The following is a 26,511-nucleotide window of genomic DNA, read 5'->3' as shown; positions in this document are numbered from 1 at the left end:
TAAAATAGTAAATATATTTCAAAAAGTAAGGAAGGTTATCATGAGAATTGGAATCATTGGCGGAGGGGCCATAGGGCTGCTGTTTGCGTCCCGTTTAAGTGAAAAGCATAATGTGACTCTCTATACCCATACTGCGGATCAGGCGTCCATCATCCAACGTGATGGAATCCGTCTTATTGCGGATGGTGAAAGCCGACTGCAGACGGGCATCATTTCCAAGGGGCTGGATGAAGGGATATCGGATGTGGATCTTCTTATAGTGGCCGTCAAGCAATATCACCTGCCGCAAATACTGCCTAGGATCAAAGATTTTCAGGTTCCATTGCTATTCTTGCAGAATGGCTATGGACATATTTCTTATTTAAAGCAGCTTCAATCCCCGACCATATATGTGGGGGTAGTGGAGCATGGAGCATTGAAACATGACGGGAATACCGTGGAGCATACAGGACTTGGCATGACAAGGATCGCTTCCTTTAGCGGGGAACTTGAGCAACTATCGCTAGTGAATGAAAGGATCGATCATTTTCCTTTTACGAAGAGTGAAGATTTTCACTCGATGCTGATGGATAAGCTTGTCGTCAATGCGGTGATAAATCCATTAACGGCGATACTTGGTGTGGAAAATGGCGGTTTAATCACTAACTCTTTTCACTACCAATTATTTCAAGAACTTTTTGAAGAAATCTCCGGTATTTTGGAAGTTCAAAATAAGGATGAGTCATTTGAACATGTGAAAGCCGTTTGCATCGCAACTGCGGAAAATCGATCTTCCATGCTAAAAGATTTAGAAAATGGCCGTAAAACGGAAATTGATGCCATTTTGGGTCATATCCTCTCGGAGGCAAAGAGTAAAGGGAAAAGTGATTGCCTGACGTCTTCTCTATATAAGATGGTCAAAGGAAAAGAGTCTCAGGGGGGATGAGGATGTGCCGTACGTAGTTTCAAGCCTTGCCGCGATATTTATTACCTTGCCTTTCGTAGGGTATATACTTTTTTTTATAGGTGCCAAACAATTCACTGGAAACCATCGGCGCTCCGTTCAATTTGCAATGGACATGAGTACGATGCTGTTCGTATTATCCGTCCATTATTTGATCATTACGATCTGGGATATGCAAATTATTTGGGTGATCATGCTCATCATGCTCATCAACGCATTCGTGGTGGTTCTTGTCCATTACAAGGTAAAAGAAGAAATCATTTTCCATAAGGTATTAAAGGGTTTTTGGAGAGTGAACTTCGCCTTTTTTTTCGTGGCTTACCTTCTATTGTTTTCCATTGGAATAATTACAAGTATTACGAAGATATTGACTACATAACATAGAACATCGCATCAATTTTCTGCTGCTGGGCAACTTCTTTTGTTTTCTTAAACCGGAATGTTATACTCTAAAAAGAATTGTAGTTGCAGAGAAAGGGAGAACAGAAATGGAGATGAAAGATCTCGCGTTACCATCTTTAAACCGTTTTGCATCGGACTATTTACAAAACCGTCTTGAAACGGAGGATTATTTTCACTATGACTTGTCTAAGCCTGACATTTATCACAATAGATATGAAGAATTGATGAACCGCTCTTTTTCACGTGATGAATTGTCGGATTACATACAACAATACATGTCTCGTCTTTCATTCAGTGAGGCAGTTAAGGGTAATATTGGAAGGCTGCGCAGGGATGATTCCGTTGTTGTGATTGGAGGACAGCAGGCAGGGTTATTATCAGGGCCGCTGTATACCATTCATAAAGTGATATCGATCATCAAGCTTGCGGAAGAACAGGAAAAAAAACTGGGGCAGCCAGTCATTCCGGTTTTTTGGATAGCTGGAGAAGATCATGATTTGGCTGAGGTCAATCATGTTTATGTTATGAAAAACGGAAAACCCGATAAAAAAACCTATCCTTCCTACCAGCCATATAAAACAATGGTTTCTGATGTGGAGCTGGAAACGGAAAAGGCAGAGAAGTGGCTTGAGGAAATCATTGAAACTTATGGAGAAACGGAATTTACGAACAAACTCCTGATTGATATGAAGGAAACCATTAAGAGATCGAATACCTTCGTCGATTTCTTCGCCGAGCTGATTCATGAATGGTTCAAAGAATATGGCCTTTTACTAGTCGATGCCGGAGATCCGGATTTAAGGCGAATTGAGAAGGCATACTTTGAATCGATGGTCATTGAAAGTGGACGGATTGCTGAAGTGGTCGAGGAACAGCAATCATTCATGCATGCGAAAGGGTATGCAAAAATGATTGAAATGGATAAACGCGCCGCTAATTTATTTTATTATGATCCAGAAAAAAAAGATCGATGTTTACTCGAACGTGTAGAAGGCGGTTTCAGCGGAAAAAACGGTGAGGTATCATTTACCGGGGATGAACTCTTGCTGATAGCCAGAAATCATCCAGAACGATTAAGCAACAATGTCATTACACGCCCGCTCATGCAGGAAATGCTTTTCCCTGTATTGGCATTCGTTTCTGGGCCAGGGGAAATAGCCTATTGGGCAGAATTAAAAAAGGTGTTTGAGTTGTTTTCCATGAAGATGCCGCCAATCATTCCTAGGTTGAATATCACGCTGGTGGAGCGGAGTATCCAAAGCGACCTTGAAGAAATGGAACTCAGTTTGGAAACTGTTCTGACTGAAGGAACTGCTAATGCTGTGGAAAGTTACCTTGCTTCCGTTAAAGATGAAACGATTGACACCCTGTTCGGGACGCTGAAATCACAGCTTGAAGAGAACCATGAAAAGCTTTTTGTCCACGCTGTCTCTTTGGATAGGGGACTCGAGCCGATGTTGAACAAGAACATTGAATTCATTCAAAAGCAATTGAATTTCATGTATGGCAAAATCGGTGACCGTACAAAGGAACGACATTCGGTCATCTTGAAAAAATATGATCGGATAGCAAATTCGCTGTACCCTCTCGAATCACCCCAGGAGAGGATTTGGAATGTGTTTTATTACTTGAATCAATATGGGCCAGAGCTCGTAAGGGATATGATGAAACTGGACTATCGCTTCAATAATCAGCATAAATTGATTTTCATTTAGAAAAACCATCCGTTTTGGGGGAAAGTGGCGGATAGATCATATTGAATACGGTTGCCACAAACCAATCCTGATGGAGGGATTGAAATGTGAAAAAAGACAGGTGCTAAAGCCTGTCTTTTTTTCTGTTTCCTGAGTACTTGTCAGGCGGGGCTTCGACAGTAATGGTGGGCCTGCGTCTTAGTTTGAGTGCATTCGAGGGAAATGCACGTTTCTTTGAATAATTTGGCTAAATAAACTTAATAAGAAAAGAAGGTAATTTTTACTTGGAAGGAGAAAGTAAAAACAAGTGGAGAAAGGTGGGGGAATGTGGTACATTGAGATTAGAATGTGGGGGTAGTGGGTATGTTCATGGGAGAGTACCATCATAACATCGATATAAAGGGCCGTTTGATAGTCCCGGTGAAATTCAGGGAAGATCTCGGGGAGCAATTTGTCCTTACCCGCGGACTCGATCAATGTTTATTTGGTTACCCTATGGAAGAGTGGAAGCTGCTAGAAGAAAAGCTGAAAGCCCTGCCTTTAACAAAAAAAGATGCCCGAGCCTTTACCCGTTTTTTCTTTTCTGCAGCTACAGAATGCGAAATTGATAAACAAGGGCGAATTAATATCCCCACGCCGCTTACTTCATATGGCCAATTGGAAAAAGAATGTGTAATTCTTGGTGTTACCAATCGTATTGAGATTTGGAGCAAATCCCTTTGGGAAAACTATTTTTCAGCTTCGGAGGATTCTTTCGCTGAGATAGCAGAAAATATGATTGGCTTTGATATTTAAGGCTGCCCTCAGAAATAGAGTCACTCAATAACCGATTGGAAGGATGTCTAGCATGTTTCAACATACAACAGTGTTATTAAAAGAGACGGTTGATGGATTGAACATCAAACCTGATGGAATTTATGTGGATTGTACTTTAGGAGGAGCCGGTCACAGCGAATACTTACTTTCACAGCTCTCTGACAAGGGCAGGCTTTATGCTTTTGATCAGGACGAAACGGCGATTCGGAATGCTAAGGAAAAATTGGAAAGCTATGGCGAACGTATTGTTCTTGTTCCTAATAATTTTAAATACTTAAAAGAAGAGTTGAATGCCCGGGGAATCGAGAAAGTGGACGGGATCCTTTATGATTTAGGTGTGTCATCCCCGCAATTGGATACACCGGAGCGTGGTTTCAGCTATAACCATGATGCACCTTTGGATATGAGGATGGACCAAAGTGCTGCCATTTCTGCCTATGATGTCGTGAATACTTGGTCATTCCATGATTTGCTGAGAATTTTCTTCCAATATGGAGAAGAAAAGTTTTCGAAACAAATTGCCAGGAAAATTGAAGCGGCACGTGAAATAAAACCGATTGAAACGACATTCGAACTTGTGGAATTAATTAAGGATGGGATACCGGCCCCGGCAAGGCGTAAAGGCGGACACCCTGCGAAACGAGTGTTCCAAGCAATAAGGATCGCTGTGAATGATGAACTTGGTGTCTTTGAAGATTCCCTGGAGCAAGCCATATCGCTTTTGGATAAAGAGGGAAGAATATCTGTCATTACATTCCATTCGCTTGAAGATAGAATTTGTAAAACGGTATTTAAAAAGGCCAGTAGCATGCCGGATCTTCCGCCTGGACTTCCAGTTATCCCGGATGAATTCAAGCCAACCATGAAAATAATTACGAGAAAACCGATTTTACCTTCAGAAGAAGAATTGGAAGGGAATAATCGTTCCCGGTCGGCTAAGCTAAGAATCGCCGAAAAGCAATGATTACAGAAAAAAATCAGTGAGGGGGAACATGAATGAGTTCCATAGCCAAAAAAGTACAAGAACAGCAATATGAAGACCAACAGCAGCAACAGGCACAGCAAACAGTGGTCATCCGTAAAGCGAAGATATCCATTGGTGAAGTTTTCTTACTATGTGCCCTTGCTATCATGGTTACCTTCATGGGAGTGAAAATAGTCTCAAATCAAGCTGCCATCTATGAAACGAATAAAGAGATTCAGCTAGTGGAAACGACGATTGAAAAGCAGGGTAAAGTGAATGATGATTTGGAAGTGCAGGTTGCTGAACTAAGTACATACGAACGAATTTGGAAAAAAGCTGCAGCGCTTGGGTTCAAGCTAAATGAGAATAATGTGAAGGGTGTGCAGTGATAATGCAGAAACAAAAAAATATGAAGCATGGGGCAGCCGGATTATTCTTCTTATTCGGCCTGCTCTTTTTTGTTTTAGTCTGCCGCTTTTTGTATATTCAGGTGACAGGTACAGCAGGCGGGGAGGTATTGGCCTCGAAAATCGACAAGAAATATGAAAAAAAACAGGTCCTAGAAGCAAAAAGGGGAAGCATACTCGATACAAAAGGTGAAGTCATCGCCGAGGATACTCCCTCCTATATCTTAAGGGCTGTACTTAGTGAAAAGGAGCCGGAGCATGTTAAGGATCCGGAGATGACCGCGAAAAAGCTTGCTAAATATATCGACATGGATGAACAGGACATCTATGAAAGACTTACGAAAAAAAAGGCATACCAGGTGGAATTTGGCAGTGCTGGCAAGGATTTGACTCAGGTCGTCAAGCAGGAAATAGAAAAATTGGAACTGCCGGGAATTACATTCGGAAGTACGAATAAACGTTTTTATCCTAATGGAATTTTCGCCTCCCATCTGATTGGCTATGTAGAAAAGGATGAAGAAACGGAAGAAATGGCTGGTAAGTTCGGCATTGAAAAGTACCTCAATAAAGAATTGCAGGAAACGAACGGGGAGCTGACATATGACAGTGATAGATGGGGCTTCCTCTTGCCGGATACGGAGGAAAAGGTTGTTGCTCCGGATAATGGCAATGATGTCATGCTTACGATCGACAAGAAAATACAAACGTTCCTGGAAGACTCGATGAGCAAAGTGCAGGAAAAATACGATCCCGAACAAATCATAGCGATTGTCTCCAATCCCAAAACGGGGGAGATAGTGGCGATGGGGCAAAGGCCTACCTTCCATCCGACAACGAAAGTCGGGCTAACGGATACATGGCGTAACCTGGCAATTGAAGAAACCTTCGAACCGGGTTCAACCATGAAAACATTCACCCTTGCCGCGGCTGTTGAGGAAGGGGTCTTTAATCCGAATGAAAGCTTTGTTGCAGGAACCTATAAAGCCGGATCGGGGAAAATCGGGGATCATAGCGGAATCGAAAGAGGAAAGAGCATGACCTTTCTGGAAGGGGTACAACGTTCCTCGAACGTCGCTTTTGCCACACTTGCAATGGATAAAATAGGAGCCGATACGTTCCGTGAGTATTTGACTAAGTTCGGATTTGATAAAAAAACGGGAATTGACCTGCCAAACGAGATAACCGGAAAAATTCAATACAAGTATAAGCTTGAAAAAGTGACTACCTCCTTTGGACAGGGTTCGACCGTTACACCGATTCAACAAATCCAAGCTGCATCCGCAATAGCCAATGACGGAAAAATGATGCGGCCGTACGTGATAAAAAGCATTTCCGATCAGGATACCGGAAAAATTTTGAAAACGACCAAGCCGAAAGTGACAGGGCAACCGATTTCGGCAGAAACTGCAAAACAAGTACGTGATTATTTGGAAACGGTAATTACCGCGAAAAAAGGAACTGGGAAAAAATATGCTATTGATGGATATCAAGTAGCGGGGAAAACCGGTACTGCACAAATTGCGGGTCCGACAGGCAGATATTTAGAAGGGAAAAATAACTATGTGTTCTCCTTTTTAGGGATGGCTCCAAAAGATGATCCGCAGTTGGTCATGTATGTGGCGGTCAAGCAGCCCAAGTTAGGTGTATCTTATGTTGGGGCTGATCCATTGTCAGAGATATTCAATCCTGTCATGCAAAATAGCCTGCAATATCTAAACATAAAACCTTCTGAAGTTAAAAAACAAAAAGCAAATAAAATCAAAGACTATACGAATCAAACCGAGAGTTCAGCTGTTTCAGAACTGAAGGAACTTGGTTATGATGTAAGTATGATCGGAAGTGGACGTAAAGTGCTCGACCAATCCCCGAAAGCGGGGAGTGTACTCTTACAAGGTGAAAAGATAATCCTCAGGACGGAAGGCGAAATGAAAGTCCCTGACATGAAGGGATGGTCCTTGCGCGATGTCATGAAATTGGCTAAGGTTGCAAAACTGGATCTGAAAACCGAAGGTACTGGATACGTGAGTAAACAGAGTCTTAAGGCCGGTAAAAAGGTAAATGAAGGGGAAACCTTCAATATTGAATTATCCCAGCCTGATGGGGCTGGTGAAGATATACCGACAAAAGAGAAAACAGAGTGAAGATAAAGAGGGGATCCAAATGGATTCCCTCTTTGTTTCTTTCAAAGTTTCTAGTCTAGCATCGAGTAGACAAGCATATATTGAAGCATGTATGAAATGGAGGTGCCTGTTTTTGCGTGTTTCGAATGTTACTGTCCGAAAACGGCTGGCAATCGCATTGGCGATCGGTATCGTTGTTTTTTTTATCATTGATATCCGATTGGGAATTGTACAGTTTTATCTAGGGGATAAGTTGACGGGGCTGGCTAAAGATTCCTGGAGCAGGAATATTCCTTTTGAAGCCAAACGAGGAGAAATCCTTGATAGGAATGGTGTCGAGCTGGCAACGAATATATCTGCGCCAACAGTCTATGTCATACCTAGACAGATTGAGAATCCTGGGGAGACGGCGGAACAGCTTGCTTCAATATTGGATATGACAAAGGAAAAGGCTTATCAATGGTTAACGAAACAGGCGATGAGCGTCAGAATTCCGGAAGGCAGAAAGATATCTCACGAAAAGGCGAAGGAAATTAAAGCATTGGGGATAAAGGGCGTATACATCGCTGAAGATTCAAAGCGCCATTACCCATTTGGTGAATACCTTTCACATGTTCTTGGCTTTACAGGCTCTGACAATCAAGGGTTGATGGGTATTGAATTGTCTTATGATAAGGAACTAAGCGGGGAAAAAGGATTCGTTAAATTTTACTCCGATGCGAAAGGGAAAAGGCTTGAGAATATGGCCGATGACTATAAGCCCCCTGTTGATGGTGATAATTTGAAGCTGACCATCGATAGCAAAATCCAGACAATTGTGGAGAGGGAGCTCGATAATGCGGAGGCGACATATGATCCTGATGGTATAATTGCCATTGCAATGGACCCGAACACTGGGGAAATATTGGCAATGTCCAGCAGGCCAACCTTCGACCCTGCCAATTTTCAAAATGTCCCCTCGGAAGTGTATAATCGTAATTTACCAGTTTGGAGTATATATGAACCAGGATCGACTTTTAAGATCATCACGCTTGCTGCGGCGCTTGAGGAAGGGAAGGTCGACTTACAAAAGGAACATTTTTATGATTCCGGACATGTGGAAGTGTCAGGATCAACGCTGCATTGCTGGAAAAGCGGAGGGCATGGGGATCAAACTTTTCTTGAAGTGGTCGAGAATTCATGTAACCCGGGTTTTGTAGAATTAGGGAACCGGCTTGGTAAAGACAAGCTGTTTAAATATATAAATGATTTCGGTTTTGGGCAAAAGACGGGAATTGATTTAACCGGAGAAGGAAAAGGAATCATGTTCAACATGGATCGAGTGGGTCCGGTAGAGCAGGCAACTACTGCGTTTGGACAAGGTGTAGCCGTAACGCCCATTCAGCAGGTGACAGCGGTATCGGCAGCCGTGAATGGCGGGACTTTGTATACACCATATATCGCGAAGGAACTCGTGAATCCAAAAAATGGGGAAGTGCTGATGCGAAAGACCCCTCAGGCGAAGAAAAAGGTGATTTCAGAAGCAACCTCGAAGAAAGTCCGGGAAGCGCTTGAATCCGTTGTCGCCCAAGGAAGCGGCAAAGGAGCATTCGTGGAGTCGTACCGCGTCGGCGGGAAAACGGGTACAGCCCAAAAAGCTGAAAATGGCAGATACCTTGAAAATAATTATATTCTCTCATTCATTGGTGTCGCTCCAGCGGATGATCCGCAAATCGTCGTTTATATAGCTGTGGATAATCCGAAAGGAACGGTACAATTCGGCGGGGTCGTTGCTGCACCGATCGTTGGGAATATCATGGAGGATTCACTTAGGGCCATGGGCGTCAAGCCAAGGAAAAACCAGATTGAGAAGGAGACGGTCTGGACGGATCCCGTCATGGTCGAGGTACCAGACGTCGTGGGTCTCAGCAAAAAAGAGTTGCAAACCCAGCTCATCGACCTTAAGCTTGATATTGCCGGAAATGGGGATAAAGTCATAAATCAAGCCCCAGATCCAGGTGTTAAAGTAAAACAAGGCTCTACAATAAGAATTTATCTTGGCGAAAATACAGAATAAGTATAATATAATATATGAATAGTTAAAGCGGCTGAAGATTCATCAGCCGCTTTGTTTACGGAGTCGGGATAACCCCGTATAATTGAAATTGGTTTCTCGACAAGCCAAGGCTAATCACATATAATGAATCCTCAAATTAAGTTGAGAGGGATGGAAAAATGAAGCTTCACAAATTACTATCTTATTTACACTCCTTATTTACGTATGAAGGAGAAAATCCTGAAATCACCTCCATTGAAAATGATAACCGTAAAGTCATAGACGGAAGTTTATTTGTTTGTATAAAAGGTTATACAGTCGATGGTCATGATTTTGCCCAACTTGCTGTAGAGCATGGAGCTGCAGCAGTCATTGCCGAAAGGCCGCTTGACCTCGATGTTCCCGTGATCGTAGTCAGGGATTCGAGCAGGGCGATGGCGGTTCTTGCCGATGCATTTTATGGCCATCCGACTCAAAAGATGCGCTTGATCGGAATTACAGGAACGAATGGAAAGACGACGACCAGTCACTTATTGGAAAAGATTTTCGAGGATCGACATGAAAAAACAGGCTTGATTGGCACGATGTATACAAAAATCGCCGATACGGTATATGAAACCAAGAATACGACGCCAGATAGCGTTACACTGCAGAAGGCTTTTCATGAAATGGCCGAAGCATCCGTCTCCACGGCCATTATGGAGGTTTCATCGCATGCACTTGAGCTTGGGCGCGTCCATGGCTGTGATTATGATATTGCCGTCTTTACGAATCTCACACAGGATCATTTGGATTTTCATAAAACCATGGACAGATACAGGCAGGCAAAATCCTTATTTTTCTCACAGCTTGGCAATGCTTACATAGAAAATCGCCCTAAATATGCTGTGCTTAATGCTGATGATGAGGCAACTGCCGATTTCATTAAGGCGACTGCCGCTACAGTCGTTACATACGGCATAGACAATGAAGCGGATATCAGGGCCAAAGATATAAAAATTAATGCAAATGGCACATCGTTCACCTTGACAGCAGGTAAAGAAGAGCGATACATTCAGCTGAAGCTAATTGGTAAATTCAGTGTTTATAATGTACTCTCTGCCATCTCTGCTGCTTTGTGTGCCGGTAACGATCTGGATGAGACAATTAGATCCATCGAGGATATAAAAGGTGTTGCAGGCCGTTTTGAGCTCATTTCAGCGAATCAGGACTTCCCGGTCATTGTTGACTATGCCCATACTCCGGACAGTTTGGAAAATGTTCTGAAGACTGTTGGTGAGTTTGCTAAAAAGAAAATTTACGTGATAGTGGGCTGCGGCGGGGACCGAGACAAGACAAAGCGTCCAATCATGGCGCAAATTGCATGCAGCTTGGCGACTGACCCGATCTTCACTTCGGATAATCCACGCAGTGAAAATGCTGCCCAGATTCTCCGGGATATGGAAGCTGGTGTAGCAGGCAAAGAATATACGGTTATTGAAGACCGCAGGCAGGCGATAGCTTACGCAGTTTCCAAGGCGGAAGAGGGCGACGTTATATTAATTGCTGGAAAAGGACATGAAACCTATCAATTGGTCGGTGACGAAGTGCTTCACTTCGATGACCGTGAGGAAGCGGAAAAGGCGATTCAAAGTCGTTTGGGTTCAGTTTGAACCAACGCTGAAATTGCCCTGCAACAAAATAGGAAAAGACATCAAGCAGAATTTAATATTTGAATTGTGTTAGGAATGAGGGAATAAGGAATGTTGGAACAAGTGATTTTTTATACGATTTTGGTGGCGTTTTTAGTAACCGTTCTTCTTTCGCCGATTTTCATCCCGTTTTTAAGAAGATTGAAATTCGGGCAAAGTATTAGGGAAGAAGGCCCGCAATCGCATTTGAAAAAAACGGGAACACCCACCATGGGCGGTTTGGTCATATTATTATCTGTTACCATCGCTACACTAGTCATGACTTTGAAATTTTCGGCACCTTCAACCGAAACGTATTTATTATTATTCGTTACTTTAGGTTTTGGTTTATTAGGTTTCCTTGATGATTTCATCAAAGTGGTCATGAAGCGTAACCTGGGACTGACTTCCAAGCAAAAACTGCTTGGACAAATTGTGATTTCGGTCATCTTTTACTTCGTATTCAAGCAGACAGACCGTTTTAATCCTGAATTGACGATTCCAGGCACTGACTTTGCTTTTGATTTTGGCTGGTTTTATCTGTTCATCGTTATATTCTGGCTGGTAGGCTTTTCGAATGCCGTCAATTTGACGGATGGGCTTGATGGACTTGTCTCAGGGACATCAGCCATTGCCTTTGGTGCTTTTGCCATTTTGGCCTGGAGTCAGTCACAATATGATGTCGCCATTTTTTCGGTGGCGGTTGTCGGTGCAGTACTCGGATTTTTGGTATTCAATGCACACCCGGCAAAGGTTTTCATGGGGGATACGGGTTCCTTGGCCCTTGGGGGAGCGATCGCAACCATCGCCTTGTTAACGAAGCTTGAAATCCTCCTGGTAATCATTGGCGGAGTCTTCGTCATTGAAACGCTCTCGGTCATCCTTCAGGTAGGATCTTTTAAAACGACTGGTAAACGTATATTTAAAATGAGTCCGCTTCACCACCATTATGAGCTTTCCGGCTGGTCGGAATGGCGTGTCGTCGTCACTTTCTGGACAGTGGGGCTGCTGTGTGCGGTACTCGGAATCTATTTAGAGGTGTGGATATAATTGAAAGAGACTGCAAAGTATTCAGAGAAAAAGATATTAGTATTGGGTTTGGCAAAAAGCGGAGTGATGGCAGCTTCGCTTCTACATAAATTAGGTGCTTTCGTGACGGTTAATGACATGAAGCCATTATCGGAAAATCCTGAGGCGCAAGGACTTCTTGAACAGGGTATCAAAGTCATCTGCGGCAGTCATCCAATCGAGCTTCTGGATGAGGGGTTCGAGCTGATCGTGAAAAATCCGGGAATCCCCTATCGGAACCCTATCGTAAAAGGGGCATTGGAAAAAGGGATTCCTGTTATCACGGAAGTTGAACTGGCCTACCAGATAAGTGAAGCACCTTTCATAGGAATCACTGGTACAAATGGGAAAACGACCACGACAACATTGATATACGAAATGTTGAAGTCCGGTGAAAAATCCCCGCTGATTGCCGGTAATATCGGGACAGTGGCATCTGGTGTTGCTGAACATGCAAAACCAGATGACTCGATCGTCATAGAATTATCATCGTTTCAGTTAATGGGAATAGACGAATTTCGTCCTGAAATCTCAATCGTGACAAATTTATATGATGCACATTTGGATTATCACAGTTCCAAACAGGAATATGTCGAAGCAAAAGCTGCCATCACGAAAAATCAAATAGCATCAGATTTCATGATTTATAATGCAGATCAAGATCTTGTTTTATCCATGGCGAAAGAGACCAAGGCACAACTTGTACCATTTTCAGCTGAAGTGAAACATGAGAATGGAGCCTATGTGGAAGATGGTGCCGCCTGTTTCCGAGGGGAAAAAATCATTGAAGTTTCAGAGATAGCCCTTCCCGGGAAGCATAATTTGGAAAATGTACTCGCCGCCATCTCAGCGGCCAAGCTTAAGGGTGTAGCTAATGAAGCCATTCAGACTGTATTGAAAACATTTTATGGTGTGGAGCACCGTCTGCAGTTCGTGGCAACGATCGATAACCGTAAATTTTATAATGATTCGAAAGCGACGAACATTCTTGCAGCGTCCAAAGCGTTAACATCCTTTACGGAACCGGTCATCTTATTGGCAGGCGGTCTGGATCGCGGAAATGAATTTGATGAGTTGAAACCGGCGATGAAAAATGTCAAAGCCGTGATAACTTTTGGCGAAACGGCGGAAAAAATTGAACGGGTAGCCAAAGAAATAGGAATAGCGAATATAAAACGTGTCGATAATGTAGAAAAGGCCGTACCGGCTGCATTTGAATTATCAAATGAAGGCGACTGTATTCTTCTCTCCCCGGCTTGTGCAAGCTGGGATCAATATAAAACTTTTGAGCAAAGAGGAGACATGTTTATGGAGGCCGTGCATAAACTTAAGTAAGAGCTTTCGCAGAGAGAAGTGAACCTGCTTCTACGTTGACACCATGAAAAAAAGCGATAATGAGCCGTTATCGCTTTTTTTTTGACTAAAGTGCTGAACAAGCAATCAGCACTGATGTTTATATTCGTAGGCTAAAAACTTCCTAGAGGTGGATGTCCGTGCCATTAAAAAAATCGAATCCTGATCTCATTCTCATTATCGTCACCTTAAGTCTTTTGACTGTTGGATTAATCATGGTTTACAGCGCGAGTGCCATTTGGGCAACATATAAATTTGATGATTCGTTTTATTTTGCTAAAAGGCAGTTGCTTTTTGCCTGCGTCGGTGTCATAGCCATGTTTTTCATCATGAATGTGGATTACTGGACGTGGAGGACATGGGCCAAAATCCTTATCATCATTTGTTTCATTATGTTACTGGCTGTGCTTGTACCAGGTATAGGGATGGCGAGAAATGGTTCGAGGAGCTGGATTGGTGTAGGTGCTTTTTCGGTCCAACCCTCTGAGTTCATGAAGCTGGCGATGATCGCTTTTTTAGCTAAGTTTTTATCAGAACGGCAAAAGCTGATCACCTCCTTTAAAAAAGGGATGCTTCCATCCTTGGGTTTAGTGTTTTTGGCATTTGGTTTGATCATGTTACAGCCAGACCTTGGAACGGGAACGGTAATGGTTGGAACGTGCATTGTCATGATTTTTATTTCCGGGGCAAGAATCAGTCATTTTGTCGGCTTGGGGCTAATTGGGGTAGTAGGTTTTATCGGTCTGATTTTGTCAGCGCCTTACCGGATAAAAAGGATCACGTCTTTTCTGGATCCATGGGAAGACCCTTTGGGCAGTGGATTTCAGATGATTCAATCGTTTTATGCAATCGGGCCAGGGGGATTGTTCGGATTGGGGCTCGGGCAAAGCCGCCAAAAGTTTTTCTATTTACCCGAACCGCAGACTGATTTCATTTTTGCCATACTTTCCGAGGAACTTGGCTTCATCGGGGGATCTCTTGTCATTTTATTATTTGCGCTAATGCTTTGGCGGGGCATTCGTATCGCACTTGGTGCCCCTGATTTATACGGGAGCCTTGTAGCGGTGGGAATCATTGCGATGGTAGCCATTCAAGTGATGATCAATATAGGAGTGGTAACGGGACTTATGCCGGTTACGGGTATCACCTTGCCCCTCTTAAGTTATGGCGGTTCATCGCTGACGCTCATGCTGATGGCGATTGGGGTGCTCCTGAATATTAGTCGATATTCGAGGTTCTGAAATAAGTAAAAAATGTGGTTTGGCAAAAGGGAAGTCCTGTTAAACGCAGGGCTCCCCTTTTTTTTTCGTTGAAAACCCTTCCAGGAAAAACGATTTTTTGGGGGGGATTGCCGAAATTTAGAAATAAATGAAATGCCGCTTAAATATTACCATGTATGAATGTTGGGGAATCCACAATAAATATTGGCAATACGTCTTTGTTTAGACTATAGTATAAGAGGGTTAGGCCGTACTGGGGCTTGCTTCTGTTCATTTTTCTGCTAAAAAGGCGTTATTAATCTTGTAATATAAGTGACCTCATGGAAGAGGAAATGAAAATTATAACTTGGAATTTTGGAACAACAAGGAGGTTTATCATGGATAATGTGATAAAGCAATTAACTGAAATGAAAATCGGCAAAGTTCTTGAACAGGAACCGCTTGCAAATCATACAACTATGAAAATTGGGGGGCCGGCTGATTTATTCATCATGCCGTCATCCATTGAAAATATAGAAAAAACGTTGCAGGTCATCAAAGAAAATGGGATGCCGTGGAGGGTGATCGGCAGGGGCTCGAACCTGCTGGTCAGTGATGGCGGAATTGAAGGTGCCGTGCTTAAATTGGGTAGAGGACTTGATCATCTCGAGATAAATGGGACGGAGATCAAAGCAGGAGCTGGGGTATCACTTGTCAGCCTCTCCGTACAAATCAGTAAAAAAGGATATGCAGGATTGGAATTTGCCAGTGGGATTCCTGGTTCCGTCGGCGGAGCGGTCTATATGAACGCTGGTGCACATGGTTCCGATATGAGTGAAATCCTCAAGCAGGCACATGTTCTTTTTGAAGATGGAACTCTAGCTTGGCTTTCGAAAGAGGAAATGGAGTTTTCTTATCGAACTTCTCTGCTTCAGAAGAAAAGACCTGGTATCGTACTGGAAGCAATTTTTCAATTGACAGAGGGGGATAAAACCGAAATCGTTGAAAGAATGCAAAATAACAAGAATTATCGTAAAGATACCCAGCCATATAATCTTCCATGTGCCGGGAGCATATTTAGGAATCCACTTCCACACCATGCTGGTAAATTGGTCGAGAATGCAGGCCTGAAGGGACATTCTATTGGCGGAGCTCAGATTTCTCCGATGCACGGGAACTTCATCGTTAACACAGGTAATGGAAGTGCAGCGGATGTTCAAGCCTTGATACAGCATGTGAAGGATACTGTATATGATAAATTTGAAGTTGAAATGGAAACAGAAGTGGAAATTATCGGAAGAAAATAACGGGATTCATTATATCCAAATATTGTGATATAATGTGTTACCTTTAAAGTTTGTTAAGAACATAATATTGAGTTTGTCTTGATTTCGCACTGTCAAGAACCATCCATTTTTTCAGGAAGAGGTGAAGGGGATGGAAAAGGGAAAAATCGTTTCCATTGAGGACCGCATCCCGAAATTAAAACAATTAAGAAAAAGCAAAGCAAACAGGCGACTTGTTCTTTTGCTGTCCCTTTTCTTCATTCTTGTTGCTTGTGTGCTATATTTCCTATCCCCGTTGAGCTATGTGAAATCCGTGCAGGTAGAGGGGAATCGTTATATTACTTCCAATCAGATCATTAAATTGAGTAAGGTGAAGAAGGATCGAAGCATCTGGAAGGTTGATACAGGGACAGCGGCAGCCAATATCAAAAAAAATCAAGAAATAAAAAGCGTTAAGGTGACACCGGTATTTCCAAATTCCATTAAAATTACGGTTTCGGAACATAACAGGATGGCATATCTGTCCAATAATGGGAAGTTTGCACCCATTTTGGAAAACGGGTCCGTTTTAGAGGAGTTAGCAACAGGAGAAATTCCAGTATTTGCCCCTGTTTTAATTGGTTTCAAAGAGGGTAAAGCATTAAAGTTGCTTTTAGAAGAGCTGGACAAGCTTCCTGTCGAGATTCAGAATGCCATTTCGGAAATTCATTACGCTCCTACAAAAACCGATGAATACCATATCGTCATGTTCATGAACGATGGGTTTGAAGTAAGTGCGACAAGCCGGACTTTATACGAGAAAATGATTCACTATCCATCGATAGTCAGCCAGCTGGATCCAAATGTAAAGGGAGTCATCGATCTGGAAGTGGGTTCTTATTTTAAAGCATATGAAGACGCTGAACAAAAGGAAGACACCAATGAGGAAAATTAATGGCAACCGGGTGGTTTTACCCCTGGTTTGCGTGGTTCTCGGATTCATGATTGCCTTCTCTTACAATCTGACCAAAGAAGGTGAAGGTGCAGGGAAGGACAAAGCCTGGGACCAGGAATATGAGCTCAGGCAGCGGCTGATCGAACAAGAGAAGCAGAACCGGGAACTTCAGAAGGAACTCCTCCAGAAGCAAGAAAATGTTTCCCAAATAGAAAAAGACCTAGCTCAGGAAAAGCAGCTTTTTTTCAATTTGGCAAAGGAAACGGAAAAATACCGAATGTTTCTCGGAAAAGTGAAAGTGAAAGGCTCAGGCCTTCAGGTAACGCTTGAAGATGGTACAGATATGGAATCAGAAGCCAATGTTAATAATTACCTCGTCCATGAACAGCATGTCTTCAAGGTCGTCAATGAACTATACATATCAGGTGCAGAGGCTGTTGCGATTAACGGCCAAAGGTTAAATCATGATTCATACATAATCTGTAATGGGCCTGTGATTACAATCGATGGCCATCAGCATCCTGCTCCCTTCATCATATCTGCGATAGGGGACCCGGAAATCCTGGGTGCTTCACTGGATTTACCGGGTGGCATCAAGGAACAGCTGGTTAATGAGAATATTATCTTTACAGTGGAAAAGCAAAAGAATATCATTTTTGATCCAATTATTGGAGGGTGATCGTGACCGCCGGATTCGATGAAAGATTGGTGGGAAACTGGAAATGAAAAAAAAGCTTTCTTTTAGTTTGGTTACGTTGATTGCTGGCTTCATGCTCGCTATTCAATTCAATTTGGTGAATCAGCCTGTCGTATCCGATACAAGGGATATGTGGGAACTGAAAAATGATTTATTGAAAGAACAGCAGACCCAGGCGGAATTAATAGAGGGTATCAGTAAGCTTGAGGGAAAAATAGCATCTTATGAAACAAAGAAAAATGAGAGTAAAGAAGAAGTCTTGCGTGACACCCTGACCGAATTGAAGACTGACGCAGGTTTGACCGAAATAAGAGGTAATGGGGTAATCGTATCTATACAGCCTATCAAAGCTGATATCCTTCTTGGTGAGAAGGTCGAGTATATTTCACCAGTATTGATCATTCGGCTCATTAATGAAATGTATAGATATGGCGCTGACGAAATTTCCATTTCAGGACAAAGGTATATATCAACATCGGTTATTCGTGATATTAATGGGCAGCCGAAAATGGACGGATATCCTCTGGTTCATTACCCGGTCGAAATGCAGGCAATAACCGTTAATCCAAAGAAACTGAAGCAGCGCATTGAAGGTTCCGAACTTATGGATGATTTCTTTATAGACAATTTTGAAGTGCAGATTAAGGTGCCTTCCGGCAAGTTGACATTGCCGGCTTACCAAAATGCTATTAACGTGGAACATATGGAACCCATTATGGATGGGGGGGAATCGTGATGTGGCTTTCAGTTTTTGGTCTGTTGATTGGAATCACCCTTGGTTTTTTGGTGGATTTTGATATTCCCCATGAATATTCAAATTATCTCTCCATAGCCGTACTTGCTGCTTTTGATACCTTATTTGGGGGAATACGGGCTCATTTGCAAAACCTTTATGATGAAGTTGTATTTGTAACAGGATTCTTCTTTAATATTATTTTAGCCGCAGGTTTGGCTTTTCTAGGTGTACATCTTGGTGTAGACTTATATTTAGCCGCAATCTTTGTATTCGGTGTCAGGCTCTTTCAAAATATTGCCCTGATTAGAAGGATCCTGATTGAAAAATGGTCCATCTCCCGGAAAAAGCAGAAAAAAAATCTATAATTTTAAAGGGAATTAAGTTATAAATGACGAATAGTTTATGGCAGTATCTAGTTTTTTTAGTAAATCAGTCTCGTAGAGAAGCGAACAATATGCCTCATAAAGTACGAGTTTTGTTCGGGAAATACAAAATGAAACGCTTATCTATGAAATTCGTCAGTTGTTGTAAACAGTTCTGTTATTCTATAATGTATAAGTCTTCGATATAAAAATGTTATTCTACTAATACATGTATAAAACTGAAGGAGGTGCCATGGAATGAACAGCAACGAAATATACGTAAGTCTTGACATCGGTACATCCAGTGTAAAAGTTATCATTGGGGAAATGGTCAATGACACATTAAATATAATCGGTGTAGGAAATGTTAAATCAGAAGGGCTCAAAAAGGGTTCGATCGTCGGTATAGATGAAACCGTCCAATCCATTCAAAAGGCTATAGAGCAAGCAGAACGGATGATAGGGATGGAGATTACAAAGGTAATCGTCGGCATAAGTGGAAATCATGTGACGCTTCAGCCGTGTCATGGGGTAGTAGCGGTATCCAGTGACAATAAAGAGATTACCGAGCATGACGTTTTCCGTGTCAGGGAAGCAGCGGAGTTAATAACGATACCATCCGACAGGGAAATCATCGACGTGGTGCCGATTCACTACAAAGTTGATGAACTTGATGAAATCAGTGATCCACGGGGCATGATAGGTGTCCGGTTGGAAATGAGAGGGATTTTAATCACAGGTCTTCGGACAATTTTACATAATACGCTGCGCTGTGTGGAAAGGGCAGGGTTGGAAATAACCGATATCGCCCTTCAGCCCTTAGCCGCAGGTTCCCTTGTTTTATCCAAGGATGAAAAAGAACTTGGTGTGGCACTTGTCGATATTGGCGGAGGTTCCACGACCCTGGCAATTTTCGAACAAGGCTATTTACAATATACGTCTGTGATACCTATAGGCGGGGAAACACTTACGAAGGACCTTTCCATCGTTCTAAGGACGACTATGGAAGAAGCTGAGAAAATAAAAGTAAAGCATGGACATGCCTATTATGATGACGCGTCTGAAGATGAAGTATTCCAAATACCGATCATCGGCAGCGATCAGCAACAGACCTGCAACCAGTTAATGCTTTCGGATATCATTGAAGCGCGGGTGACCGAAATATTCGAGTTGATTCAAGATGATTTGAAGAGACTTGGCTTCCAGGATATACCGGGTGGTTTCGTGTTGACCGGGGGCGTCGTCAAGATGCCGGGTGTCCTGGAGCTAGCTCAATATGTGTTCCAAAACCGAGTAAGGACAGCTGAACCCAATTACATCGGTGTTAGGGAACCCCAATACACCACGGCTGTTGGTTTGATTAAACACGCATGCAAGAAAGAGAGAATGCAAAAAAACACCGCTAATAAAACTCCTGTAGCAGCTGGACAAGCTCAAGAAGATAACGACCAGCGCAGCCAGAAGGTTTCTCAGAAAAATAAAGAGAACACGGCTAAAAAACAAGGTGAAAAAGGTGAATCTAAATTCAAAAAAATCCTGGGTTACTTTTTTGAATAACAATCATTAAGAATCGGGAATTTCGTCAAAATAGGAGGATTGTCATGTTGGAGTTTGATTCTAATCTAGAACAATTAGCAACGATAAAAGTAATAGGTGTTGGCGGCGGCGGAAACAATGCGGTAAACAGAATGATCGAGCATGGTGTACAGGGTGTTGAGTTTATTTCTGTCAATACTGACGCACAGGCTCTTAATCTATCAAAAGCAGAAATCAAAATGCAAATCGGTGGGAAGCTTACACGCGGTTTGGGTGCAGGTGCCAATCCAGAGGTAGGAAAAAAAGCTGCTGAAGAAAGCAAAGAGCAGATTGAAGAAGCGCTTAAAGGTGCCGATATGGTATTCGTAACGGCTGGAATGGGCGGCGGTACGGGAACGGGGGCAGCTCCTGTCATAGCGGGCATTGCTAAAGATCTAGGGGCCCTTACAGTGGGTGTAGTTACCCGTCCATTTACTTTCGAAGGCCGAAAACGGGCAACACAGGCACAAGGCGGCATTTCATCCATGAAGGAATCGGTTGACACACTGATCGTCATTCCGAATGACCGTCTCCTTGAAATCGTCGATAAAAGCACGCCAATGCTTGAAGCATTCCGTGAAGCGGATAATGTACTTCGCCAGGGTGTACAAGGGATTTCAGATTTAATTGCTGTTCCAGGTCTTATTAACTTGGACTTTGCCGATGTGAAGACGATCATGTCCAACAAAGGTTCCGCTCTTATGGGAATCGGGATTTCCTCCGGGGAAAACCGTGCAGCGGAAGCGGCGAAAAAAGCCATTTCCAGTCCGTTGCTTGAAACATCGATTGATGGCGCCCAAGGTGTACTGATGAATATTACCGGTGGTACGAACCTAAGTCTTTTTGAAGTCCAGGAAGCGGCCGATATCGTGGCTACAGCATCCGATCAAGACGTCAACATGATTTTTGGTTCTGTTATCAATGAAAACCTTAAAGATGAAATCGTCGTTACGGTAATTGCTACAGGCTTTAACGAGGTTGAAGCTTCAATTCGGCCTACTGGACGTCCAACACTCGGACAGCAGCAGCAATCAAGACCTCAGACACAACAAACGCCACAGTCTAACGTGAAGCGTGAAGTGAAGAGGGAAGAAGTCAATGAACAGCCTGCACGTAATGCCAATCAAGGCGATGAGGCTTTGGATATTCCAACCTTCCTCCGTAACCGTAATAGACGCCGTTAATAACGACGTCATATGCCGTTCCCATTTGGGGACGGTTTTTTGTCGTTAATAAAATGCATCCCTAGACGGAATTGTGCTGGATGTTGCCTGGGCAGAAGGGAGCTTCCATCTTTTGCTCACTTCCATTCATTAATGTAAAAAGATGAGAGAGAAATTATTAAACGTTTATAACATAAATCGACAGAAGTAAAAGGGAGCAGGATAGTCTCTAAGACAGTATTGAAAATATCAATAGCTGATTTTCTACAAAAAGGGTAAAAATGACTGAAAAACTCTTAAGTTTTCAGTACAAAAAGTGACACACTTTCTTAGGGCAGGTACGCTATACTTTTTGCTAGTGGAAGGTTAGTTCATATAAGGAGGGGAGGGTGTTTGACTTTATATTTAGATGTGATCTGGTTATTGAATTGGTTATTTGACTGCCTCCTTTTATATTGGACCGCAATCATTCTCAAACGAAGGGTAGCTCTTTGGCGGGTGTGCATCGGCGGACTGATTGGTTCCTTCATTATCGTATTGGCATTCACTCCTTTTTATGCAATTGCCGACCGGGTATACATGAAGATTTTAGTATCCATGGTCATGGTGCTGGCAACCTTTGGGTTTAATAGGCTAAAACTTTTCGTGAAATCGGTGGCCACTTTATATTTTGTGACATTTTTATCGGGAGGAATCCTTCTGGGACTTCATTACCTATTTGAATTCCAAATCGTGTCCAAGGACCCTGGTCAATATGCCGGAATCAATCGTTTTGGCGACCCTGTCAGCTGGATATTCGTCATGATCGGGTTCCCGCTCGCATGGCAATTTTCCAAGCGAACATTAGAAGGGATGGAAATGACCAAGCTTACACATGAACAAATGGTTTCGGTCTCGGTTAAAATTTCTGACTTTGAAGGAACGTTTCATGGATTGGTGGATAGCGGCAATCACCTATATGACCCGATTACACGTTCCCCAGTAATGATCATTTCTCTTTCAGGCGAGGAAACGGGAATTCCGAATGATATGCTAGAGCTCTTTAAAAACCCCGATACCCTGATTAGTCAGGAAGTGCAGCCCGAATATTCATGGACGGGAAGAATGCGTGTCATCCCTTATAAAGTCGTAGGTCATGAACATCAGCTGTTAACCGCAATCAAACCGGATTATATTAAAATCGTTCAAGGAGAAAAAGAATTTCATGTCAAGCAGGGTCTCATTTCGTTTACCTTTCAACAACTCTCTCCCGACAATAGCTATCAATCTATCGTTCACCCGAAGATGTTAACCGGCATACCGGTGCAAACTGCCTCCTGAACCATCGATTCACTCTTAAATTTGACCCATAATCCGTTTATTAGAAGGGAGAATTATTTTGAAGAAATTCATTCTTCGGCTTACTTACTTTTGGTACAAACTATTGTTCAAGCTCGGATTGAAAACGGACGAAATATTTTATATAGGAGGGAGTGAGGCACTGCCGCCGCCCCTTTCAAAGGAAGAAGAGGCAATACTGATCAATAAATTACCAAATGGCGATGAAGCTGCACGCTCGATCTTGATCGAACGTAATTTAAGGCTGGTTGTTTATATTGCCAGGAAATTCGAAAATACAGGCATCAACATTGAAGATTTAATCAGCATAGGCACCATAGGTTTGATCAAAGCTGTGAATACATTCAATCCTGAGAAGAAAATAAAACTGGCTACATATGCATCGAGATGCATCGAGAATGAAATATTGATGTATTTACGCAGAAATAACAAAATCCGCTCTGAAGTTTCTTTTGATGAACCTCTGAATATTGATTGGGATGGAAATGAACTACTGTTATCAGATGTACTTGGAACGGATGATGACATTATCACGAAAGACCTTGAGGCAAACGTTGACCGTAAGTTGCTGACAAAAGCACTTACACAGTTATCGGAACGTGAAAAACAGATAATGGAACTCCGTTTTGGACTTGCAGGAGGAGAAGAAAAAACCCAAAAGGACGTTGCCGACATGCTGGGGATTTCCCAATCTTACATTTCGCGTTTGGAAAAACGGATTATTAAGAGGCTTCGTAAAGAATTTAATAAAATGGTGTAAAAAAATAAAGTGCTTAAATGTCAATCAAATCAATACTTCGGTAGTAATATTGAAAAATAATCGGGATTTTCTGTTCTAGCCATGTGCATATTTTTTCCTCCCGCGGAAATACTGTTTTTTGTACAGCGCTCCTGTGAGGAGGGAATAATTTTGTCTCGTAATAAGGTTGAAATCTGCGGTGTGGATACATCAAAATTACCGGTTTTAAAGAATGAAGAAATGAGAAAACTCTTTAAAGAACTGCAAGATGGCGATATTTCAGCAAGAGAGAAACTGGTAAACGGGAATCTTCGACTCGTTCTAAGCGTCATTCAACGCTTCAACAATCGGGGAGAGTATGTAGATGATCTATTTCAGGTAGGCTGTATAGGGTTGATGAAGTCGATAGATAACTTTGACCTAGGTCAAAATGTTAAGTTTTCAACGTATGCTGTACCGATGATTATTGGAGAAATCAGAAGATATCTTCGTGACAATAATCCGATTCGGGTATCCCGTTCTTTAAGAGACATCGCTTACAAAGCTTTGCAGGTAAAAGAAAAGCTCATAAGCCAGACCCTTCGTGAGCCGACAGCTGAAGAAATCGCCAAGGTGTTGGAAGTACCTCATGAAGAAATTGTTTTTGCACTAGATGCTATACAAGATCCAGTTTCACTTTTTGAACCGATTTATAATGATGGCGGGGATCCGATTTATGTACTCGACCAACTGAGTGATGAAAAAAATAAAGATAGTACCTGGATTGATGAAATAGCCATAAATGAAGGCATGAGACGGTTGAATGACCGGGAAAAAATGATCCTTCGCAAACGGTTTTTCCAAGGGAAGACGCAAATGGAGGTAGCCGAGGAAATCGGCATTTCACAAGCACAGGTCTCCCGCTTGGAAAAAGCGGCAATCAAGCAAATGAATAAAAATATCCAACAGTAGAAGCTGAGCATGAGAAAAAGTTAGCTGAAGCGGGCAGGGCAAAAATGTCGATACCCGCTTCATAGCTACTTATCCATTGCGGCTTTTTTATTTTGTTGAAAATCCCTTCCGGATGGGATCGTGAATCGGGGACGTTTATTTATCGTAATCTTCATCCTTGAGCGCATCTTGTCATATACATAGGAATAGGACCTTCATCTATGATGAATTTTTGAGGAGCTGAGCGATGTGACCAGGATTTCAGAATTTCAAATAAAGGATATCGTCAATATAGCGGATGGGAAGAAGTTGGGTAATATGTCAGACCTTGAAATAAATACGGCCACGGGGAAAATAGAGGCTATCGTCGTTTCAAATGGCACCCGGTTAATGGGTTTTTTTGGAAGAGAACAAGACATTGTGATTCCATGGCGCAAAATAAAAAAAATCGGTGCGGATGTCATACTTGTTGAACATCAGACAGTATTTCAAGGAGAACTGAAAGATGAACGTTTTTAAAGGTGCATGGCGCAAATATATGATACACTAGACTAAAAATAAAGAGGTTTATAGCATGAAAGAGCCATTTGTTTTAATAAAAGACCAATATATGCTCATTGACAGCTGGAGACAAAAAAATCTCCAGCTCGTGGCGGGCTTCACCACAAAAAATGGGGGAGTCAGTACAGGTGATTTTCAAACATTGAATACCGGTTTTCATGTCGGGGATAAACTTGGTGATGTCCAGGGAAACCGCAGGATTATAGCCGATAAGCTGATGTATCCGCTTAATGAATGGATAGGGGCCGAGCAGACACATGAAACGAATATCCATCAGGTTACCAGCCTCGATTGCGGGAGAGGTGCTGCGGATTATGATTCAGCCTTTAAAGCGACTGATGGATTCTATACGAAGGACCCAAACGTTCTATTGACCCTTTGCTATGCAGACTGCGTGCCCTTATACTTTCTTGCTCCGGCACATGGTATGATTGGGGTGGCACATGCTGGCTGGAAGGGCACGGTTAATGGGATTGCACGAAAGATGGTTGAGGCATGGCTGAATGAGGGTATAAAAGCAAGTGAGATATTTGCTGTTATTGGACCTTCGATTTGTTCAAAATGCTATGTAGTTGATGATTATGTCATGGATTTAGTGCAGAATTTGCTGGTAGATAATGACGAAAAGCCCTATAATTTAATCAGTGAAGGACAATATCAGTTAGACCTTAAGCAACTTAATGCATTGATTCTTCAAAAATCAGGAATTCCAAATAGTCAGATCGACGTTACATCATACTGTACAAGCTGTGATCATGAATTGTTTTTTTCACATCGCCGTGATAACGGGAAGACAGGCAGATTGATGAGTTTTATCGGTTGGAAGGAGGATTTAGAGTAACAGTGAAAGTAGTGGAAAATTTAAAAAACATCGAAGGAAAAATAAATATAGCATGTGAAAATAGCGGAAGGGACCGTGAAGCGATAAAGTTGATCGCAGTGACGAAATATGTTTCGGTCGAGAGAGCGAATGAAGCATTGGAAGCGGGAATACTTGATTTGGGCGAAAACCGTGACGAAGGGCTATTGGCTAAATATGAAGTGCTGAAGGACAAGCCAAACTGGCATTATATTGGTTCCATGCAAACACGCAAAGTTAAGAATGTCATCGATAAAATTTCTTATATCCATTCATTGGATCGCATTTCTTTGGCAGAAGAAATTCAAAAACGCGCTAATGATCCGATAAACTGTTTAGTGCAGGTGAATGTATCTGGTGAGGAATCAAAACATGGTCTGAATCCAGAGGCGACTATTGATTTCATAAAAGGGTTATCTGCTTTTGATAAGGTGAATGTTGCAGGATTGATGACGATGGCTCCATTGACCGATGATGAACGGATTTTGCGGGAGTGCTTCCGGAAACTGAAAGGCATCCAGGCTGAAATACAAGCTTTGGAGTTGAAGCATGCCCCCTGTACTGAATTGTCCATGGGTATGTCCAATGATTTCATGATTGCCATTGAGGAAGGCGCTACAATGATCCGGATTGGTACAGCACTTGTAGGCGAATAATTTT

At 42.4% G+C, this 26,511-nt stretch carries 25 protein-coding genes; all 25 read left to right on the top strand.

Translation table 11 applies throughout. From position 1 onward, the window contains the following. Positions 1 to 40: 40 nt before the first annotated feature. The 25 genes from ACFX4H_RS07605 to ACFX4H_RS07485 all read left to right on the top strand — a co-directional run bounded on the left by ACFX4H_RS07605 (position 41) and on the right by ACFX4H_RS07485 (position 26,507). The gene (locus ACFX4H_RS07605) at positions 41 to 925 is read left to right on the top strand and encodes a 2-dehydropantoate 2-reductase (protein WP_323601973.1); all 885 of its coding nucleotides are present in this window, start codon (positions 41 to 43) and stop codon (positions 923 to 925) included. A gap of 4 nt (positions 926 to 929) precedes the next feature. Beyond that, the gene (locus ACFX4H_RS07600; RefSeq protein WP_377434860.1) at positions 930 to 1,322 is read left to right on the top strand and encodes a DUF3397 domain-containing protein; all 393 of its coding nucleotides are present in this window, start codon (positions 930 to 932) and stop codon (positions 1,320 to 1,322) included. Between the two features lie 109 nt (positions 1,323 to 1,431). Beyond that, positions 1,432 to 3,060 carry a bacillithiol biosynthesis cysteine-adding enzyme BshC gene (bshC, locus tag ACFX4H_RS07595; protein WP_377434858.1) on the top strand — a complete coding sequence of 543 codons (1,629 nt, stop codon included), beginning with the start codon at positions 1,432 to 1,434 and terminating at the stop codon, positions 3,058 to 3,060. 342 nt (positions 3,061 to 3,402) lie between these two features. Beyond that, a complete protein-coding gene (gene mraZ, locus ACFX4H_RS07590; RefSeq protein WP_377434856.1) occupies positions 3,403 to 3,834 on the top strand; it encodes a division/cell wall cluster transcriptional repressor MraZ in 432 nt (143 codons plus the stop codon). A gap of 52 nt (positions 3,835 to 3,886) precedes the next feature. Beyond that, a complete protein-coding gene (gene rsmH / locus ACFX4H_RS07585; protein ID WP_034313911.1) occupies positions 3,887 to 4,819 on the top strand; it encodes a 16S rRNA (cytosine(1402)-N(4))-methyltransferase RsmH in 933 nt (310 codons plus the stop codon). A gap of 32 nt (positions 4,820 to 4,851) precedes the next feature. Next, positions 4,852 to 5,208 carry a cell division protein FtsL gene (gene ftsL / locus ACFX4H_RS07580; protein ID WP_063596317.1) on the top strand — a complete coding sequence of 119 codons (357 nt, stop codon included), beginning with the start codon at positions 4,852 to 4,854 and terminating at the stop codon, positions 5,206 to 5,208. 2 nt (positions 5,209 to 5,210) lie between these two features. After that, complete coding sequence (locus ACFX4H_RS07575) at positions 5,211 to 7,367, top strand: penicillin-binding protein (RefSeq protein ID WP_377434854.1); 2,157 nt, start codon at positions 5,211 to 5,213, stop codon at positions 7,365 to 7,367. Between the two features lie 112 nt (positions 7,368 to 7,479). Beyond that, positions 7,480 to 9,402, top strand: a complete 1,923-nt coding sequence (locus tag ACFX4H_RS07570) for a stage V sporulation protein D (RefSeq protein WP_034313905.1) — start codon at positions 7,480 to 7,482, stop codon at positions 9,400 to 9,402. 158 nt (positions 9,403 to 9,560) lie between these two features. Beyond that, positions 9,561 to 11,033 (top strand): UDP-N-acetylmuramoyl-L-alanyl-D-glutamate--2,6-diaminopimelate ligase, encoded by a 1,473-nt coding sequence (locus tag ACFX4H_RS07565; RefSeq protein ID WP_034313903.1) that lies wholly within the window; start codon positions 9,561 to 9,563, stop codon positions 11,031 to 11,033. Between the two features lie 90 nt (positions 11,034 to 11,123). Next, complete coding sequence (gene mraY, locus ACFX4H_RS07560; protein WP_034313901.1) at positions 11,124 to 12,101, top strand: phospho-N-acetylmuramoyl-pentapeptide-transferase; 978 nt, start codon at positions 11,124 to 11,126, stop codon at positions 12,099 to 12,101. Next, the gene (gene murD / locus ACFX4H_RS07555; RefSeq protein ID WP_063576913.1) at positions 12,102 to 13,454 is read left to right on the top strand and encodes a UDP-N-acetylmuramoyl-L-alanine--D-glutamate ligase; all 1,353 of its coding nucleotides are present in this window, start codon (positions 12,102 to 12,104) and stop codon (positions 13,452 to 13,454) included. It abuts the gene before it with no gap. 158 nt (positions 13,455 to 13,612) lie between these two features. Then, a complete protein-coding gene (gene spoVE / locus ACFX4H_RS07550) occupies positions 13,613 to 14,713 on the top strand; it encodes a stage V sporulation protein E (protein WP_377434853.1) in 1,101 nt (366 codons plus the stop codon). Between the two features lie 356 nt (positions 14,714 to 15,069). Next, the gene (gene murB / locus ACFX4H_RS07545) at positions 15,070 to 15,978 is read left to right on the top strand and encodes a UDP-N-acetylmuramate dehydrogenase (RefSeq protein ID WP_377434852.1); all 909 of its coding nucleotides are present in this window, start codon (positions 15,070 to 15,072) and stop codon (positions 15,976 to 15,978) included. Between the two features lie 130 nt (positions 15,979 to 16,108). Beyond that, entirely contained in the window at positions 16,109 to 16,891 is a 783-nt protein-coding gene (locus ACFX4H_RS07540; protein WP_249597842.1) for a cell division protein FtsQ/DivIB, read from the top strand. Beyond that, the gene (locus tag ACFX4H_RS07535) at positions 16,878 to 17,570 is read left to right on the top strand and encodes a DUF881 domain-containing protein (protein WP_063591690.1); all 693 of its coding nucleotides are present in this window, start codon (positions 16,878 to 16,880) and stop codon (positions 17,568 to 17,570) included. The genes ACFX4H_RS07540 and ACFX4H_RS07535 overlap by 14 nt, the downstream gene beginning before the upstream one ends. A gap of 43 nt (positions 17,571 to 17,613) precedes the next feature. After that, positions 17,614 to 18,324 carry a DUF881 domain-containing protein gene (locus ACFX4H_RS07530; RefSeq protein WP_052137467.1) on the top strand — a complete coding sequence of 237 codons (711 nt, stop codon included), beginning with the start codon at positions 17,614 to 17,616 and terminating at the stop codon, positions 18,322 to 18,324. Then, entirely contained in the window at positions 18,324 to 18,689 is a 366-nt protein-coding gene (locus ACFX4H_RS07525; RefSeq protein ID WP_034313884.1) for a small basic family protein, read from the top strand. The genes ACFX4H_RS07530 and ACFX4H_RS07525 overlap by 1 nt, the downstream gene beginning before the upstream one ends. A gap of 255 nt (positions 18,690 to 18,944) precedes the next feature. After that, on the top strand, positions 18,945 to 20,243 hold the full coding sequence (gene ftsA, locus ACFX4H_RS07520) for a cell division protein FtsA (protein ID WP_057278442.1): 1,299 nt from the start codon (positions 18,945 to 18,947) through the stop codon (positions 20,241 to 20,243). Between the two features lie 44 nt (positions 20,244 to 20,287). After that, positions 20,288 to 21,445, top strand: a complete 1,158-nt coding sequence (gene ftsZ / locus ACFX4H_RS07515) for a cell division protein FtsZ (protein WP_034313879.1) — start codon at positions 20,288 to 20,290, stop codon at positions 21,443 to 21,445. Positions 21,446 to 21,817: 372 nt separating this feature from the next. Further along, a complete protein-coding gene (gene spoIIGA, locus ACFX4H_RS07510) occupies positions 21,818 to 22,744 on the top strand; it encodes a sigma-E processing peptidase SpoIIGA (RefSeq protein ID WP_249597840.1) in 927 nt (308 codons plus the stop codon). Positions 22,745 to 22,802: 58 nt separating this feature from the next. Further along, positions 22,803 to 23,522 (top strand): RNA polymerase sporulation sigma factor SigE, encoded by a 720-nt coding sequence (gene sigE / locus ACFX4H_RS07505; protein WP_034313874.1) that lies wholly within the window; start codon positions 22,803 to 22,805, stop codon positions 23,520 to 23,522. 150 nt (positions 23,523 to 23,672) lie between these two features. Next, complete coding sequence (gene sigG / locus ACFX4H_RS07500) at positions 23,673 to 24,452, top strand: RNA polymerase sporulation sigma factor SigG (protein WP_034313871.1); 780 nt, start codon at positions 23,673 to 23,675, stop codon at positions 24,450 to 24,452. A 228-nt stretch (positions 24,453 to 24,680) separates the two neighbouring features. Beyond that, on the top strand, positions 24,681 to 24,950 hold the full coding sequence (locus tag ACFX4H_RS07495) for a YlmC/YmxH family sporulation protein (RefSeq protein WP_034313870.1): 270 nt from the start codon (positions 24,681 to 24,683) through the stop codon (positions 24,948 to 24,950). 55 nt (positions 24,951 to 25,005) lie between these two features. Further along, positions 25,006 to 25,833, top strand: a complete 828-nt coding sequence (pgeF, locus tag ACFX4H_RS07490) for a peptidoglycan editing factor PgeF (RefSeq protein ID WP_241637058.1) — start codon at positions 25,006 to 25,008, stop codon at positions 25,831 to 25,833. A 2-nt stretch (positions 25,834 to 25,835) separates the two neighbouring features. Beyond that, entirely contained in the window at positions 25,836 to 26,507 is a 672-nt protein-coding gene (locus ACFX4H_RS07485) for a YggS family pyridoxal phosphate-dependent enzyme (protein ID WP_249597839.1), read from the top strand. Positions 26,508 to 26,511 lie beyond the last annotated feature (4 nt).

Source organism: Peribacillus sp. YIM B13477, assembly GCF_042787955.1.
GTDB lineage: Bacteria > Bacillota > Bacilli > Bacillales > DSM-1321 > Peribacillus > Peribacillus frigoritolerans.
Note: the sequence above shows the minus strand (reverse complement) of the source record. Positions and strands in the feature narration are given on the sequence as shown.